Here is a 15,010-nt window from a genome sequence, read left to right on the forward strand (position 1 = left end):
GTTCATTCCAGGTCCGGACGTTAGACCTGCGGGGAGGAAGCGGCCAGTTGCGCCTAATGCCAGCCTGCCACGCCGTCCACGCGCATCGTTTCCAGCTCCGGCAGGTCGAAGCCGAAATGCTGGGCCACCACCAAGCGCAGCGCCTTGCGGTCCGCGAGTTCCGAACCCTCGGCCGAGCCGCCGCGGATGACGTTGAGGCCCTGGTTCATGATGTTCACGCGCCCCTCCGGCACGACGGCGCTGGCCAGGATGTTGTGCGCGAAGAAGGAGCCGGGATGGGTCGCGATGTAGTGGTTCATCATCTCGAAATCGACGGGGTTCTCCTCGTCGAGGTCGGAGGCCCAGCCGGGGATCTCCCCGCCGTCCCGAGGGATGTAGAGGATCCAATCCCGGCCCTCGCGTGCCATGCGGTGGGTGGGCGCGCCCGCCGGTACCGGCGTCCCGTCGAGCGGAATGGGGGCGGGGCAGGCGAAGGGGCCGAAGCCCGGATCCACCACATAGGTGACGCCCTTCACCGCGACGGTGAGGAACATGTGCTGGCGGCCGCTCTCGTGCCGCGGCTCGAAGACCAGCACGCGGGAGGCGTGGCGGATGGGAAAGAAGCCCAGTGCCTGGAGCGCGGCGTGCATCAGGCTGGCGTGCTCGAAGCAGTAGCCGCCGCGCCGGGCGTCGATCATCTTGGCCTGCAGCCCTTCGGGGTCGAGCCGGATGGGGCGGCCCAGGAGCACGTCGAAGCTCTCGAAGGGAATGCGGGCGATATGGGCCGCGAGGACCCCGGCCAGCGTCTCATAGGTCGCGGTGCGCGGGCCGTCGTAGCCGATGCGGGCCAGATAGGCGTCGAGGTCGAGGGGCTGCGGCATGTCGTGTCTCTGTGGGCCGGTTGAGGCAGGAGCGGCGCAATAGAGGATGGCGCGGGTTCGTGTCTCGGGTGGAACGGTCGCGTCTGTCGCGTATGGTCTCGCGGATGATCTCGCACATCCATCTCGGCGTCTCCGACCTCGGCCGCGCCATCGCCTTCCATGGGCCCATCCTCGCCGCCCTCGGCCTGGTTCCGAAATTCCGCGACGAGAGCTGGGCCGGCTGGATGACGCCCGGCGTGCCCCGGCCGCTCTTCATCCTGGGCCGACCCTTCGATGGCGCGGCCCCGGATCCCGGTAACGGCACCATGCTGGCGCTGCTGTCCCCCGACCGCCGGACAGTCGACCGCTGCCACGCCCTGGCCATGGCCGCGGGCGGCACGGATGAGGGCGGCCCCGGCCTGCGCCCGCAGTACCACCCCCACTATTACGGGGCCTATTTCCGCGACCCGGACGGCAACAAGCTATGCATCTGCTGCCACGATCCGGCCGAGGGTTGATGAGAGCGCATTGCAACTCATCTCAGCCTGAGCCACCTTCCGCCAAAGAAAACGGAGAGACCCGCACATGGCCAAGTATCCGAACGTCCAGCTCCATATCGCCGGCGAGTGGCGCGATGCCGATGGCGGCAAGCGCATCGACGTGCTGAACCCCGCCAGCGAGGAGGTGATCGGCACGGTCGCCCATGCCTCGATCAAGGACCTCGACGCGGCGCTGGAGGCTGCGGAGCGCGGCTTCGCCAAGTGGCGCAAGGTCGCGCCCTATGACCGCTCGAAGATCATGCGCAAGGCTGCCGACCTGCTGCGCGCCCGCGCGGACGAGATCGCGCCGCTGATGACGCTGGAGCAGGGCAAGCCCCTCGACCAGGCGAAGATGGAGACGCTCGCGGGCGCCGACATCATCGAGTGGTTCGCCGAGGAATCGCGCCGCACCTACGGCCAGGTGATCCCGGCCCGCGGCGAGGGCATCTACCAGCTGGCGATCAAGGAGCCGGTCGGCCCCGTCGCGGCCTTCACGCCGTGGAACTTCCCGATCAACCAGGTCGTCCGCAAGCTCTCGGCCGCGCTGGCGGCGGGCTGCTCGATCATCGTGAAGGCGCCTGAGGAGACGCCGGCCTCCCCGGCCGAGCTCATCAAGTGCTTCCTCGACGCGGGCGTGCCGGGCGACGTCATCGGCCTCGTCTACGGCGTGCCGAGCGAGATCAGCTCCTACCTCATCGCGCATCCGACGATCCGCAAGGTGACGTTCACGGGCTCGACCCCCGTGGGCAAGATGCTGTCGGCCATGGCCGGCCAGCACATGAAGCGCGTCACCATGGAGCTCGGCGGCCATGCGCCGGCGATGGTCTTCGAGGATGCCGATGTCGAGGCCGCGGCCAAGACGCTGGCGATGGCGAAGTTCCGCAACGCCGGCCAGGTCTGCGTGAGCCCCACGCGCTTCCTGGTGCAGGAGAAGGTGTACGACCAGTTCGTCTCCAGCTTCGTGGCGCACGCCAAGACCGTGAAGGTCGGCGACGGCATGGAGGCGGGCGTCGCCATGGGCCCGATGGCCAATGAGCGCCGCGTGCCCGTGATGGAGTCGCTGATCGCCGATGCCAAGCAGAAGGGCGCGGAGATCGCCACCGGCGGCAACCGCATCGGCAACAAGGGCTACTTCTTCGAGCCCACGGTCGTGACCGGCGCCACCACCGACATGCGCGCGATGAACGAGGAGCCCTTCGGCCCCGTCGCCCTCATGCGCTCCTTCAAGTCGCTGGACGAGGTGATCGGCGAGGCGAACCGGCTGCCCTTCGGCCTGGCCAGCTACGCCTTCACCAGCAGCGGCAAGACGGCGCAGCAGCTCGCGGCGGGCGTGGAGGTCGGCATGATGACGATCAACCACCTCGGCCTGGCGCTGCCCGAGGTTCCCTTCGGCGGCGTCCGCGACAGCGGCTACGGCACCGAGGGTGGGTCCGAGGCGATCGAGGCCTATCTGAACACGAAGTTCGTGAGCCAGTTCGGGCTCTAATCCCGGCCGCGACTGGGTGAAGGGCGTCCGGTGCAAGGCACCGGGCGCCTTTTGTTTGAGGGGCTGCTTCGCGCTGGTTCGCGATGATCCGGCCGGCGGGCGCTGATAAGATGGTCGGATGCCCGAGTCCTTCATCCACCTTCACACCCATTCGAGCTACTCGCTCTCCGAAGGCGCCATCAAGCTCGGCAAGCTCGTGGATCTCGCGGTCGGCGCCGGCATGCCCGCCGTGGCCCTCACCGACACCGCCAACCTCTTCGGCGCCCTCGAATTCGCGCAGACGGCCTCGGGCAAGGGCGTGCAGCCCATCATGGGCTGCCAGCTCTGGCTATCCCGCGCCGCCTCTGGTGAGGACCGGCCGGATGCCCTGCGCGCGGGCGCCGATATCGTCACCGCGCTGGCCATGGACGCCCAGGGCTGGGACAACCTCCAGCGCCTCTCGTCGCAGGGCTGGCTGAACGACGACAACTCGGGCCGGCCGGCGCTGACCATGCGCCAGCTGCTCGACCACGCGCCCGGCATCTTCCTCATGACCGGCGGCGACGGCGGCCCGCTCTCGCGCCTGCTGGCCGAGGGCAAGGGCGCCCAGGCCGCCCGCTTCCTGGCGGAACTCCGCGAGGCCTTCCCGGACCGCCTCGCCGTCGAGCTGATGCGCCACGACACGGAGCGGCAGAAGGCGCTGGAGCCTGGCCTGCTCCGCCTCGCGGACGATGCCGCGCTGCCCATCGTCGCGACCAACGACGTCTATTTCGCCAAGCCCGAGATGCACCTCGCGCACGACGCGCTGCTCTGCATCGCCGAAGGCCGCCTGGTGGCGGAGGCCGACCGCCGCCGCGTCACCGAGCATCACTGGTTCAAGCCCGCCGCCCAGATGCGCGCCCTCTTCGCGGACCTGCCGGAGGCCTGCGACAACACGCTCGCCATCGCGCGCATGTGCACGGTGATGGCCGAGAGCAAGAAGCCCGAGCTGCCCATCTGCCCCAAGGTCCTGCCAGGCAGCACCGAGACCGAGACCGTTGCCGTCATGGCGCGCGAGGGCCTGGCCAAGCGCTTCCCCGAGGGCGTGCCGAAGGAGCATGCGGAGCGCCTGGAGTACGAGCTCGGCGTCATCGACAAGATGGGCTTCTCCGGCTACTTCCTCATCGTCGCCGACTTCATCCAATGGGCGAAGCAGCACGACATCCCGGTGGGTCCGGGCCGCGGCTCGGGCGCCGGCTCCGTCGCCGCCTGGGCGCTCTCCATCACCGATCTCGATCCGCTGCGCTTCGGGCTGCTGTTCGAGCGCTTCCTCAATCCCGAGCGCGTCTCGATGCCGGACTTCGACATCGACTTCTGCCAGGACCGCCGCGACGAGGTGATCGACTACGTCCGCCGCGAATACGGCGCCGAGCGGGTCGCGCAGATCATCACCTTCGGCAAGCTGCAGGCCAAGGCGGCGGTGCGCGACGTGGGGCGTGTGCTGGGCATGCCCTATGGCCAGGTCGACAAGATCGCGAGCCTGATCCCGAACAACCCGGCCAATCCGGTCTCGCTCGGGGATGCCATCGCCGGCGAGCCGCGCCTGCAGGAAATGCGCGACACGGACGAGAACGTGCAGCTCCTGCTCTCGACCGCGCTGCAGGTCGAGGGCCTCTACCGCAACGCCTCGACGCATGCGGCGGGCGTGGTGATCGGCCGCAAGCCCCTGATCGAGATCACCTCCATCTACCGCGACCCGCGCTCGCCCTCGCTCATCACCCAGTACTCGATGAAGTATGTCGAGCAGGCGAGCCTGGTGAAGTTCGACTTCCTCGGCCTCAAGACGCTCACCGTGCTGGAGCGCGCGGTGAAGCTGCTGAAGGCGCAGGGGATCGATGTGGACCTCTCGAAGGTCCCGCTGGACGACGCCAAGACCTACGAGATGCTGGCGCGCGGCGACGCGGCGGGCGTATTCCAGTTCGAAGGCCAGGGCATGCGCGACTGCCTGCGCATGATGCGCCCCGATCGCTTCGAGGACCTGATCGCCGCCGTCTCGCTCTACCGCCCGGGCCCTATGGCCAACATCCCCGCTTATTGCGCGCGCAAGCATGGCGAGGAGTGGAAGTCCCCGCATCCCTGCATCCACGAGATCCTGGCCGAGACCTACGGCATCATGGTCTACCAGGAGCAGGTGATGCAGATCTCGCAGGTGATGGCGGGATATTCGCTCGGCGGCGCCGACCTGCTGCGCCGCGCGATGGGCAAGAAGATCGCGGCGGAGATGGAGGCGCAGCGCGGCACCTTCCTCGAGGGCGCGACCAAGAACGGCATTTCGCCCGAGACGGCCGGCGAGGTCTTCGACCTGATGGCCGAATTCGCGAATTACGGCTTCAACAAGTCGCACGCGGCGGCTTACGCGCTCGTCTCGTATCACACGGCCTGGCTCAAGGCGAACCATCCGGTGGCCTTCCTCGCCGCCTCCATGACGCTCGACATGGACAAGACCGAGAAGCTCGCCTCCCACATGCAGGAGGCCGGGCGTCTTGGCATCAAGGTGCTGCCGCCGGACATCAACCTGAGCGGCGCGGAATTCCGCATCGAGGAGCGCGACGGGAAGCAGGCCATCCGCTTCGCGCTTTCGGCCATCAAGCGTGTGGGCCTGCAGGCGATGCGCGACCTCGTCGCCGCCCGCGACCAGGGAGAGCCCTTCCTGAGCGTGGCCGACTTCGCCGGGCGCGTGGACCCGCGGCTGCTCAACAAGATGCAGCTGGAGAACCTCGCCAAGGCCGGCGCCTTCGACAGTCTGGAGGGCAACCGCGCGCGCATGGTGATGGGCGCCGAGACCGTGCTGCGCCGCGCCCAGGCCTCGGCCGAGGACCGCACGAGCAATCAAATCGGCCTGTTTGGCGAGGTGGAGCAGGGCCCCGCCATGCTGCGTCTGCCCGAGACGCCGGACTGGCCGACGCTGGACCGCCTGTCCTTCGAGGCCGAAGCGGTGGGCTTCCATCTCTCGGCGCATCCGCTGGACGAGTATCGCGGCGCGCTGCGGCGGCTCGGTGCCACCCCCTCGGCCCAGATCGCCGAGCGGGCCAAGGGCGGCAGCACCCGGCTCAAGCTCGCGGGCACGGTGACTGCCAAGAAGGAGCGCAACACCAAGACCGGCAGCCGCATGGCCTGGGTCAGCCTCTCGGACCAGACCGGCAGTTACGAGGTGACCTTCTTCAGCGAGATCCTGAACCGCTCGCGCGAGCTGCTGGAGGAAGGGCAGGCCGTGCTGGTAACGGCGGAGGCGCGGCTGGACGGCGAGGCGCTGCGCCTCACGGCCCAGGATGTCGAGCCGCTGGAGAAGGCGGCGGCGGGTGTGGGGCAGGGGATGCGGATCTTCCTCGATACCGCGACGGCGGTTCCGGACATACGCAAGCTCCTGGAGCGCGACGGACGCGGCAAGGGACGTGTCAGCCTCGTCCCGCGCCTGGCGCCGGGGCAAGAGGTGGAGCTGACTTTGCCTGGGCTCTGGAACGTCTCGCCACGGATCATGCAGGCGATGAAGCTGCTGTCCGGCGTCTCGGGCGTCGAGGAAGTCTAGCTCCCCGCCTCGACCGCCGCGCGATCCTAGTGAAGGGCCATGCTGGGGACCTGCCAGGTGGAGATCAACTCACCCTGGAAGCTGCGCACCCGGCATGCGTTGGGGCGCCGGATAGGCTTGGGACGCTCTGCCAGGAAGACCAGGCGCTCCCGGCCCCAATCCTCGGCATCCCGCAGGCTGCCACTCCAATGAACGCTGGGGATCGGCAGGTCGCCTTCGCGGTGGAAATAGAAGGAGATGACGTAGCTAGGGCCAGCCGGCATGGGCGCGCCCTCCTGTTGTAAGAGGCCATTGTCTGCCCACCCCGCCCGTTGCGCAAAGCAATTGGGCCCGCTGATTCAATTCGTGATCGCCAGGTACAGAAATGGCGGAAGAACAGGCCATAATGCTTTGACTTTTGAGGCGGTTACGGCATAGCTTTGCCTGCGGAGATGCCATTGCGTCTCCGTTCCAAGACGGAGCCATGGCACTGCGTCTTCGTGCCGCACAAAAGTAAGATAGTAAGATAGTAAGGCGGCGCACCCATTTGCGGCCGGCGCGGGACGCGTTAAGCGCGATCATCGTCTTGCGGAGGGAAGTGGACCGATGATCCTGCGATTGGCCCAAGAGGAGCGTCTCTCGGGCGCCGTCGTGCATGGCCGCCTGGTCTATCTGGCGGGCCAGGTAGCCGATGACAGCAGTCTCGATGCCGAGGGCCAGACCGCCGATATCCTCCGTCAGATCGACGCCCTGCTCGAAGCGGCCGGCACCGACAAGCGGTATCTGCTGTCGGTCCAGATTATCTTGGCCGACATCCAGGACGCGCCCGCCATGAACCGCGCCTGGGACGCGTGGCTCGACGTGCGGAACAAGCCCGCGCGCATGACCATCCAGGCCCCGCTGGTCGATCCGTCCTGGAAGGTCGAGATCACGGGCGTCGCGGCGCTGCCCTGATGATCTCGCGCTCGGCCCGCCGGCGGACGCTGCTGGCGGCCGGGCTGACGCTCGCCTTCATGCTGCTGGTGGCGCTCGGCGTCTCGGACGAGGAGTGGAAGGACGCGATCGCCTCCATCCTCGCCGCGAGCGTGGCCCTGGGCGTCATGCAGGCCTTCGTGCCGCGCGGGCTGCTCTTCGCGCTGGCCCTGGCGAATAGCCTCGCGATCTATGTGTGCCTCTTCGTGGTGATCGGCCGCGCGGCCTTTCCGGGCGCGGCGGAATGGGCGCGGACGGTGGGCTTCCTGCTGCCTGTGATCTCCTTCGTCGTCGCGGGCGTGTTGCGGCGGCGGGCGCTTGCCGCGGCGGCGCACGAGCTCCGGCATGTCGAGAGCCGGCGCTTTCCGCCGCTTGCGGGCTGGGTCGTGCCGGTCAGCGCCATCTGCGCCCTCTCGCTCGCGCTGCCCGTGAACCGGTCGGAGCCCGAACTGCAGAATATCGCCCTGATCCTGGCCATGGCCGGGATCGGTGCGGTGAGCGCCCGCTCGGTCATGCCCATCGTCCGGCTGCTGATGGAGATTGCGGCGATCATGCGCCGCGTCGGGCGGCGGTTGCAGGTGCTGGCGGTGCCCATCGCGACCTATGTGAGCCTCTTCACCTTTCTGGCGGTGGGCTTTGGCGGGCTCTACCGGATATGCGACGGGTTCTCCGCGACGCATCTCTTCGTCTATCTGGGCCAGCCCGCGCGGCTGACTTTCCCGGAGGCGCTGCATTTCAGCATCGCCACGCTATCCACGGTGGGTTACGGCGACATCCAGCCGGCCGATGACGGAATTCGCCTGCTGGCGGCGGCCGAGATCATCCTGGGGCAGCTCCTTCTGCTCTTCGGCTTCGCGGAGATCATGCGGAGCCATGGAGGCGAGAGGCAGGAGAAATAAGACCATCCCTTTGGCGTGATTCCGCCGCATTGCCGGAAGAAACCGGAGGGGCGAGATTGAGGTATGACTGCGAAGACGATGCTGGGTAATCCTGAATTCTGGCGCCGAAAGCGCGTGCTGGTCACCGGGGGCGCGGGCTTCCTCGGCAGCAACATCTGCCATGCGCTCGCGGCCCTCGGCGCGCGCGTCACGGCGCTGGACGCCATGCTTCCCGATGGGGGCGCAAACCCCGCGAACCTCGAGGGCGCGGGCGTCATGCTCGTGCGCGGCGATTTGCGCGACACCGAGCTGCACAGCCTCTGCGACCGCGCCGACGTGCTGTTCAACATGGCGGCGCAAACCAGCCATATGGGCGGGCAGCGCGACCCCGTGGCCGATATCGCGATCAACGCGGTGGCCCAGGTGCGGCTGGTGCAGGTGATGCGCGAGGCGGCGCCCAAGGCGGCCGTCGTGCATGCTTCCACCCGCCAGTTCTACGGCCGCCCGATCAGCCTGCCGGTGAACGAGTTCCACCCCGTTAATCCGCCGGACGCCAACGGCGTCTCCAAATGGGCGGGCGAGCAGTACTGGCTACTCGAGAACCGCGTGCTGCACCGGCCCGTCGTCTCGCTGCGCCTGACCAATTGCTATGGCCCGCGGCTGCGCATCGCGGATGCACGGCAGACCTTCCTCGGCATCTGGATGCGCCGGCTCCTGGAGGACCAGCCCTTCGAGGTCTGGGGCGGCGACCAGCTGCGCGACCTCGCCTATGTGGACGATGTGACCCGCGCCTTCCTGATGGCCGCCGAGCAGGCGAGCGATCCCAAGGTCTCGGGCCAGGTCTTCAACCTCGGCGGCTCGCCGCCGATTTCCCTGCGCGACCTCGCCGCCGCCGTGATCCAGGCGAATGGCGGCCGCGGGAGCTACGTCACGCGGGAATTCCCGGCCGATCGCGCGCCCATCGACATCGGCAGCTACCATGCCGATGACAGCGCGTTCCGTGCCGCCACCGGCTGGGCGCCCCAGGTCTCGCTGGAGGAGGGGTTGCGCGCCAGCCTCGACTGGTATCGGGACCGCATGAGCGACTACGTTGATCTCGACCAGACCGTGAAGGCCTGAGCCGGGAACGCCACGAAAGACACGACCATGAACGCAAGCCTCCCCATGCTCCCCTTCGCCGATCCGGGCGCCGGCTATCGCGCGCTGCAGCCCGAGATCGACGCCGCCGTGGCCCGCGCACTCGCCTCCGGCTGGTACATCCTCGGCCGCGAGGGAGAGGCCTTCGAGGCCGAGTTCGCCGCCTGGCTGGGGAACAAGCCGGGCGCGCCCCGGATGCACGCTGTGGGCTGCGCCAACGGCACGGACGCGCTGATGCTCATCCTGCGCGGCATGGGCATCGGCGAGGGCAGCACCGTCGTGACCGTGAGCCACACCGCCGTCGCGACGGTGGCCGCGATCGAAATGGCGGGCGCGACCCCGCTTCTGCTCGATATCGACCCCGACACCTACACGATGGACGCGGACGAGCTGGTCTCCGTGCTGGCCGACCCGCCGCCCGGCCTGCCGCCGATCCGCGCGGTGATCCCGGTGCACATCTACGGCCAGCCGGTGGAACTCGGCCCGATTCAGCAGGCCTGCGAGGCCGCGGGCGTCATGCTCATCGAGGATTGCGCGCAGTGCCACGGCGCGGAGCTCGGCGGGCGGAAGCTGGGCACGATCGGGCATGCGGCGGCCTTCAGCCTGTATCCGACGAAGAACCTCGGCGCGCTGGGCGATGGCGGCATCATCGCGACGCCCGACGCCGAGCTGGCGGCTCGGATCGGCGCCATCCGCCAGTACGGCTGGGTGCGGCGCTACATCAGCGACATGACGGGCGTGAACTCCCGCCTCGACGAGCTTCAGGCTGCCATCCTGCGGGTGAAGCTGCCGCATCTCGACGCGCAGAACGCCCGCCGGCGCGAGATCGCCGAGGCCTATGATGCCGCGCTCTCCAGCACGCCGCTGCCGCCCCCCAGGCGGCGGGAGGATGCCTACCACGTCTTCCATCTCTACGTGCTGCGCCATCCGGAGCGCGACGCGATCATGGCGAGGCTGAAGGCCGAGGGGATCGGCACGGGCGTCCACTACCCGGTGCCGGTCCACCTTCAGCCGGCCTATGAGGGCCGCGTCGCCCTCGGGCCCGCCGGCTGCGTCGAGACGGCCCGCGCGGCGCAGGAGGTCTTCAGCCTGCCCATGTATCCCGAGCTGACGGACGAGCAGGTGGCCCGCGTCTGCCTGGCGCTGCGCCAGCTCTGAGCGCGGCCCTCGTCTTCCCGCTGGCCGCGATCGCCGAGATCGCGGGCTGCTTCGCCTTCTGGATGGTGCTGCGCCAGGCCGCTTCGGGCTGGTGGCTGGTGGCCGGCATGGCGAGCCTGGCCCTCTTCGCCTGGCTGCTGACATGGACCCCGGGCGATGCGGCGGCCCGCGCCTTCGCCGCCTATGGCGGCGTCTATGTCGCGGCGTCGCTCGGCTGGCTCATCCTGGTGGAGGGCTTCCGGCCCACCGCCTGGGACCTCGCGGGCGCGGCGCTCTGCCTGCTCGGCGCGGCCGTCATCGTCGCGGGGGCGATGCGCGCGGCTTGACGCCAGCGCGCGAAGGCGGCGCTAGCCCTCATTCTCCAGCCGGTCGATATCCTCGTCGGAGAGGCCGAAATGATGGCCGATTTCGTGGATCACGACGTTGCGGATGAGGCGGAAGAGGTCCTCTCCCGTCTCGATCCACTCCAGCAGGATCGGCTCGCGGAAGAGCAGGATGGTGTCGGGCTCACCCGGCGCGTCGAGCACGGATTTCCGAGTCAGCGGCGTGCCGCGGTAGAGGCCCGTCAGTTCCCATGGGCTGTCGAGGCCGAGCTCAGCGACCGTCTCGTCGTCCGGGACCTCCTCGACGAGGATCGCAGCGCCGCGCACCATCTCCCGCAGCTCGGCGGGGATTGCGGCAAGCGCGTCCTCCGCCATCTCCATGAGGTCTTCGAGGCTGGGGGGCGTGGTAGGTCGCATCCCGTCTCCATCGCATGGGAGGGTCGGATGGTCGAGAAGCTGGACGCGGCGGGACGGGCGAGGCTGGCAGAGCTGCAGGAATGGCGGATGGTGGAGGGCAGGGACGCCATCCGGCGCGACTTCCGGTTCCAGGATTTCTCCGCCGCCTGGGGCTTCATGTCCCGCGTGGCCCTGCTGGCCGAGGCGCAGGACCACCATCCGGAATGGTTCAACGTCTACAACCGGGTCGAGATCACGCTCAGCACGCATGACGCGGGCGGGCTTTCGACGCGCGATCTGAGGATGGCGGCAGCCATAGATCGGCTGATCTGATGGCGCGAGGCTAAGCTCCGCGCTGGGAAACCGCCTTTCTGCGGGTTCGGGTGCAGCCGCGCGCGGTGCTTGAGGCGGAAAAGGAGTTCCCCTCTTGTTCACGGTAGGGTGCCGGGCGTAAATCGCGCCATGGACGCGCCTGCCCGAACTCTCTCCACCACCCGAGCCGCCCTGCGCTATTGCCTCGCCCGCGCCTGGTCGCCGCTCTGCGAGGTACCGCTGCCCGATGGCCGCCGGGCCGACATCCTGGCCCTCCGGCCGGATGGCGGATTCGTGATTATCGAGGTGAAGTCCTGTGCCCGGGACTATCTGTGCGACGCCAAGTGGCAGGACTACCGCGGATTTTCCGACGAGCTGCACTTCGCCGTGGACCTCGACTTCCCCCAGGCCCTGATCCCGGAGGATGTCGGCCTCATCGTCAGCGACGGGTGGGAGGCGGCGCATGTGCGCGAGGCGCCGGCCCATCCCATGGCGCCCGCCCGGCGCAAGGCGCTGCTGCATCGCTTCGCGACGCTGGCTGCCACCCGGCTCGCGGGCGTCGAGGACCCGGCGGGCTTGATCGAGCGGCGGGCGGCCCTCAGGCTGGATTGATGATCCTCTACATTTCCGCGGGCAGCCCCTTCGCCCGGATGATCCGCGTGCTGGCGCGCGACCGCGGCCTGTCCCTGCGCGAGACCGAGGTGCCGTTGCGCGACCCGGCCTCGCCGCTGCTGGCTCACAGCCCCTCCGGCCGCGTGCCGGTGCTGCTGGACGGCGAGGACGCCATCGCGGAGGTGCCGCTGATCCTCGCCCATCTCGGCTGGCTGCCGCCGGACCCCGCCGGCGTCGCGCGGCTCGGCCGGGCCCTGGCGCTGACGGATGGCATTGCGGTCTGGAACCGCGACCTGCGCCGCCCGCCCGAGGAGCGTTCGCCGTCCTTCCAGGCGCTGGAGCGCATGCGGGCCGGCCGCGTGCTGGATGCGCTGGACGCCGCCGATTATGGCGCCTTCACGCCCGAAGGCGTGGCGCTGGCCTGCGCCCTGAGCTATTGCGATCGCCGCCACACCGTCTTCCGCTGGCGCGAGGGACGGGACAAACTGGCGGCCTGGTACGATGCCGCGACCGCGCGTCCGGCCTTTGCGGAAACGCTTCCGCCCATTTCAGGAATTTGAGACTGCCATGCAGAACAGCGAATCCATCTGGCGCCACGTCGACGAGAAGCAGGATGCGGCCATCGAGCTCTCCGACCGCGTCTGGGGCATGCCCGAGCTGGCCTATGCCGAGACGCGCTCGGCCGCCGAGCACACGGCCTACCTGAATGCCGAGGGCTTCCGCGTCACCGAGAACCTGGCCGGCATCCCGACCGCCATGATGGGCGAGGCGGGCGAGGGCGGGCCGGTCATCGCCATCCTGGGCGAGTTCGACGCGCTGCCCGGCCTTTCCAACGAGGCGGGCGTGGCGGAGCACAAGCCGGTGCCGGGCGACGGCAACGGCCATGCCTGCGGCCACAACCTGCTGGGCGCCGCCTCGCTGCTCGCGGCCACCGCGGTGAAGGACTACCTGGCCGCCAACGGCCTCAAGGGCCGCGTCCGCTACTACGGTTGCCCGGCCGAGGAAGGCGGCGCCGCCAAGGGCTTCATGGCCCGCGCCGGCCTCTTCGACGACGTGGATATCGCCATCTCCTGGCATCCCGCCTCCTTCGCCGGCGTGAACGAGCCGGTCAGCCTCGCCAACACGCGCATCGACTTCACCTTCCACGGCCGCGCGAGCCATGCCGCGGCCTCGCCGCATCTGGGCCGCAGCGCGCTGGACGCGGTGGAGCTCATGTCCGTCGGCGTGAACTACCTGCGCGAGCACATCCCCTCCGAGAGCCGCATCCACTACGCCTATCTCGATGCGGGCGGCGTGGCGCCCAACGTGGTGCAGGCCAAGGCGAAGGTGCGCTACCTGATCCGCGCCGCCGACGTGGCCACGCTGCGCCCGCTGGTGGAGCGCGTCCGCAAGATCGCCGATGGCGCGGCGCTAATGACCGAGACGCGCGTGGAGACGACGGTGATTTCCGCCGTCTCCAACCTCCTGGGCAACGATCCGCTCGAGCGGCTGATGCAGGACAATCTCGACCGCCTCGGCCCGCCGCCCTTCGACGCGGCCGACCGGGAGACGGCGAAGAAGTTCCAGGACACGCTCTCCGCCGAGGATGTCGCCTCCGCCTTCCGCAAGATGGGTATGCCGGTGATCGAATCCGCACTGACGGACGCGATCGTGCCGCTTGATTCCAAGCGCGCGCCGATGGTGGGCAGCACGGATGTGGGCGACGTCTCCTGGGTGGTGCCGACGGTGCAGGCGCGCGGCGCCACGCACGCCATCGGCACCCCGCTGCACTCCTGGCAGGCGACCGCTCAGGGCAAGCTGCCGCACGCGCACAAGGGCATGGTGCATGTGGCCAAGGTGATGGCCGGCACGGCGGTGGACGCGCTGAACAACCCCGCGCTCATCGCGGCTGCCAAGGCGGACCACGCGGCGAAGGCGGGCGGCCCCTACGTCTCGCCGCTGCCGGAGGATGCGAAGCCGCCCATCGGCATGTCGCTGGCCGTCTGATGCGTGTCGTCCGTGACGCGGCTTCGCTGAAGGCCGCGGTCGCCGCCTGGCATGCGGCCGGCGAGCGCGTCGCGCTCGTCCCCACCATGGGCTACCTGCACGAGGGCCATCTGGCCCTCGTCGCGCGGGGCCGGGAGCTGGCGCAGCGGGTGGTCGCGACCATCTTCGTGAACCCGACGCAGTTCGCGCCGCACGAGGATCTCGGCCGCTATCCGCGCGACGAGGCGGGCGATATCGCGAAGCTGGAGGCGGCGGGCTGCGACCTGCTCTTCGCGCCCTCCGTCGAGGTGATGTACCCGCCGGGCTTCGCGACCCGCATCAGCATGGGCGGCCCCGCCGAAGGGCTGGAGGGCACGCACCGGCCGCAGATGTTCGGCGGCGTGGCGCTGGTCTGCTCGCGCCTCTTCGGGCTGAGCGGCGCGGATGTCGCCGTCTTCGGTGAGAAGGATTGGCAGCAGGTGATGGTCGTGCGCCGCGTGGCAGCCGACCTGGCGTTGCCCATCGAGATCGTGACGGTGCCGACGGTGCGCGCGGCGGACGGCTTGGCGCTGTCCTCGCGGAACGCCTACCTGGACGCGGAGGCACGGGCGAAGGCGGTGGCCATGTACCAGGCGCTGAGCCATGTGGCGGAGCGCCTGAAGGCGGGCGCGACGGCGGCCGAAGCCTGCGGTGAGGCCGAGGCCCGCCTGGGCGAAGCTGGCTTCCGGCAGGTGGACTACGTGGCGCTGCGCAGCGAGGACGGGTTCGAGGAAATGAGTGGGCTGGCGAAGCCGGGCCGCGTCCTCGGCGCGGCCTGGCTCGGGCAGGTGCGGCTGATCGACAACCTGCCCGTCTGACGCTCGGCGGGGC

Annotated in this window: 16 protein-coding genes; 13 read left to right on the plus strand and 3 right to left on the minus strand. The window is 69.4% G+C overall.

All coding sequences use genetic code 11. The annotated features are described in order from the left end of the window. Nucleotides 1-53: 53 nt before the first annotated feature. Nucleotides 54-860 (minus strand): arylamine N-acetyltransferase family protein, encoded by an 807-nt coding sequence (locus WJM96_RS18410; protein ID WP_424813994.1) that lies wholly within the window; start codon nucleotides 858-860, stop codon nucleotides 54-56. A 104-nt stretch (nucleotides 861-964) separates the two neighbouring features. Between WJM96_RS18410 and WJM96_RS18415 the strand changes: the two genes are divergently transcribed. From WJM96_RS18415 to dnaE, 3 genes are all read left to right on the plus strand, one after another. Then, nucleotides 965-1,357, plus strand: a complete 393-nt coding sequence (locus WJM96_RS18415) for a VOC family protein (RefSeq protein ID WP_424813995.1) — start codon at nucleotides 965-967, stop codon at nucleotides 1,355-1,357. 67 nt (nucleotides 1,358-1,424) lie between these two features. Next, nucleotides 1,425-2,864, plus strand: coding sequence for an NAD-dependent succinate-semialdehyde dehydrogenase (locus tag WJM96_RS18420; protein ID WP_424813996.1), 1,440 nt, complete (start codon nucleotides 1,425-1,427; stop codon nucleotides 2,862-2,864). 118 nt (nucleotides 2,865-2,982) lie between these two features. Continuing rightward, nucleotides 2,983-6,408 (plus strand): DNA polymerase III subunit alpha, encoded by a 3,426-nt coding sequence (dnaE, locus tag WJM96_RS18425; RefSeq protein WP_424813997.1) that lies wholly within the window; start codon nucleotides 2,983-2,985, stop codon nucleotides 6,406-6,408. A gap of 26 nt (nucleotides 6,409-6,434) precedes the next feature. Here dnaE and WJM96_RS18430 read toward each other — a convergent pair whose 3' ends face one another. Further along, nucleotides 6,435-6,671 carry a hypothetical protein gene (locus tag WJM96_RS18430; protein WP_424813998.1) on the minus strand — a complete coding sequence of 79 codons (237 nt, stop codon included), beginning with the start codon at nucleotides 6,669-6,671 and terminating at the stop codon, nucleotides 6,435-6,437. 322 nt (nucleotides 6,672-6,993) lie between these two features. On the opposite strand from WJM96_RS18430, the gene WJM96_RS18435 reads away from it, so the two are divergent. The 5 genes from WJM96_RS18435 to WJM96_RS18455 all read left to right on the plus strand — a co-directional run bounded on the left by WJM96_RS18435 (nucleotide 6,994) and on the right by WJM96_RS18455 (nucleotide 10,858). Continuing rightward, entirely contained in the window at nucleotides 6,994-7,341 is a 348-nt protein-coding gene (locus tag WJM96_RS18435; protein WP_424813999.1) for a RidA family protein, read from the plus strand. Beyond that, on the plus strand, nucleotides 7,341-8,258 hold the full coding sequence (locus WJM96_RS18440; RefSeq protein ID WP_424814000.1) for a potassium channel family protein: 918 nt from the start codon (nucleotides 7,341-7,343) through the stop codon (nucleotides 8,256-8,258). The genes WJM96_RS18435 and WJM96_RS18440 overlap by 1 nt, the downstream gene beginning before the upstream one ends. Before the next feature lie 63 nt (nucleotides 8,259-8,321). Continuing rightward, a complete protein-coding gene (locus WJM96_RS18445) occupies nucleotides 8,322-9,356 on the plus strand; it encodes an NAD-dependent epimerase/dehydratase family protein (RefSeq protein ID WP_424814001.1) in 1,035 nt (344 codons plus the stop codon). 27 nt (nucleotides 9,357-9,383) lie between these two features. Then, nucleotides 9,384-10,532 carry a DegT/DnrJ/EryC1/StrS family aminotransferase gene (locus WJM96_RS18450; RefSeq protein ID WP_424814002.1) on the plus strand — a complete coding sequence of 383 codons (1,149 nt, stop codon included), beginning with the start codon at nucleotides 9,384-9,386 and terminating at the stop codon, nucleotides 10,530-10,532. After that, nucleotides 10,529-10,858 carry a YnfA family protein gene (locus WJM96_RS18455; RefSeq protein ID WP_424814043.1) on the plus strand — a complete coding sequence of 110 codons (330 nt, stop codon included), beginning with the start codon at nucleotides 10,529-10,531 and terminating at the stop codon, nucleotides 10,856-10,858. The genes WJM96_RS18450 and WJM96_RS18455 overlap by 4 nt, the downstream gene beginning before the upstream one ends. Before the next feature lie 21 nt (nucleotides 10,859-10,879). On the opposite strand, the gene WJM96_RS18460 is transcribed toward WJM96_RS18455, so the two are convergent. Further along, a complete protein-coding gene (locus WJM96_RS18460; RefSeq protein WP_424814003.1) occupies nucleotides 10,880-11,272 on the minus strand; it encodes a metallopeptidase family protein in 393 nt (130 codons plus the stop codon). A 27-nt stretch (nucleotides 11,273-11,299) separates the two neighbouring features. Between WJM96_RS18460 and WJM96_RS18465 the strand changes: the two genes are divergently transcribed. The 5 genes from WJM96_RS18465 (at nucleotide 11,300) to panC (ending at nucleotide 14,997) form a co-directional block, all read left to right on the plus strand. Continuing rightward, nucleotides 11,300-11,584 (plus strand): 4a-hydroxytetrahydrobiopterin dehydratase, encoded by a 285-nt coding sequence (locus tag WJM96_RS18465; protein ID WP_424814004.1) that lies wholly within the window; start codon nucleotides 11,300-11,302, stop codon nucleotides 11,582-11,584. 129 nt (nucleotides 11,585-11,713) lie between these two features. After that, entirely contained in the window at nucleotides 11,714-12,175 is a 462-nt protein-coding gene (locus tag WJM96_RS18470; RefSeq protein ID WP_424814005.1) for an MmcB family DNA repair protein, read from the plus strand. Next, the gene (locus tag WJM96_RS18475) at nucleotides 12,175-12,735 is read left to right on the plus strand and encodes a glutathione S-transferase family protein (RefSeq protein ID WP_424814006.1); all 561 of its coding nucleotides are present in this window, start codon (nucleotides 12,175-12,177) and stop codon (nucleotides 12,733-12,735) included. The genes WJM96_RS18470 and WJM96_RS18475 overlap by 1 nt, the downstream gene beginning before the upstream one ends. Before the next feature lie 7 nt (nucleotides 12,736-12,742). Next, nucleotides 12,743-14,161, plus strand: coding sequence for a M20 family metallopeptidase (locus WJM96_RS18480; protein WP_424814007.1), 1,419 nt, complete (start codon nucleotides 12,743-12,745; stop codon nucleotides 14,159-14,161). Next, a complete protein-coding gene (gene panC, locus WJM96_RS18485) occupies nucleotides 14,161-14,997 on the plus strand; it encodes a pantoate--beta-alanine ligase (protein WP_424814008.1) in 837 nt (278 codons plus the stop codon). The genes WJM96_RS18480 and panC overlap by 1 nt, the downstream gene beginning before the upstream one ends. The last annotated feature ends 13 nt before the right edge of the window (nucleotides 14,998-15,010 follow it).

The organism is Roseococcus sp. YIM B11640, from assembly GCF_049727625.1.
GTDB lineage: Bacteria > Pseudomonadota > Alphaproteobacteria > Acetobacterales > Acetobacteraceae > Roseococcus.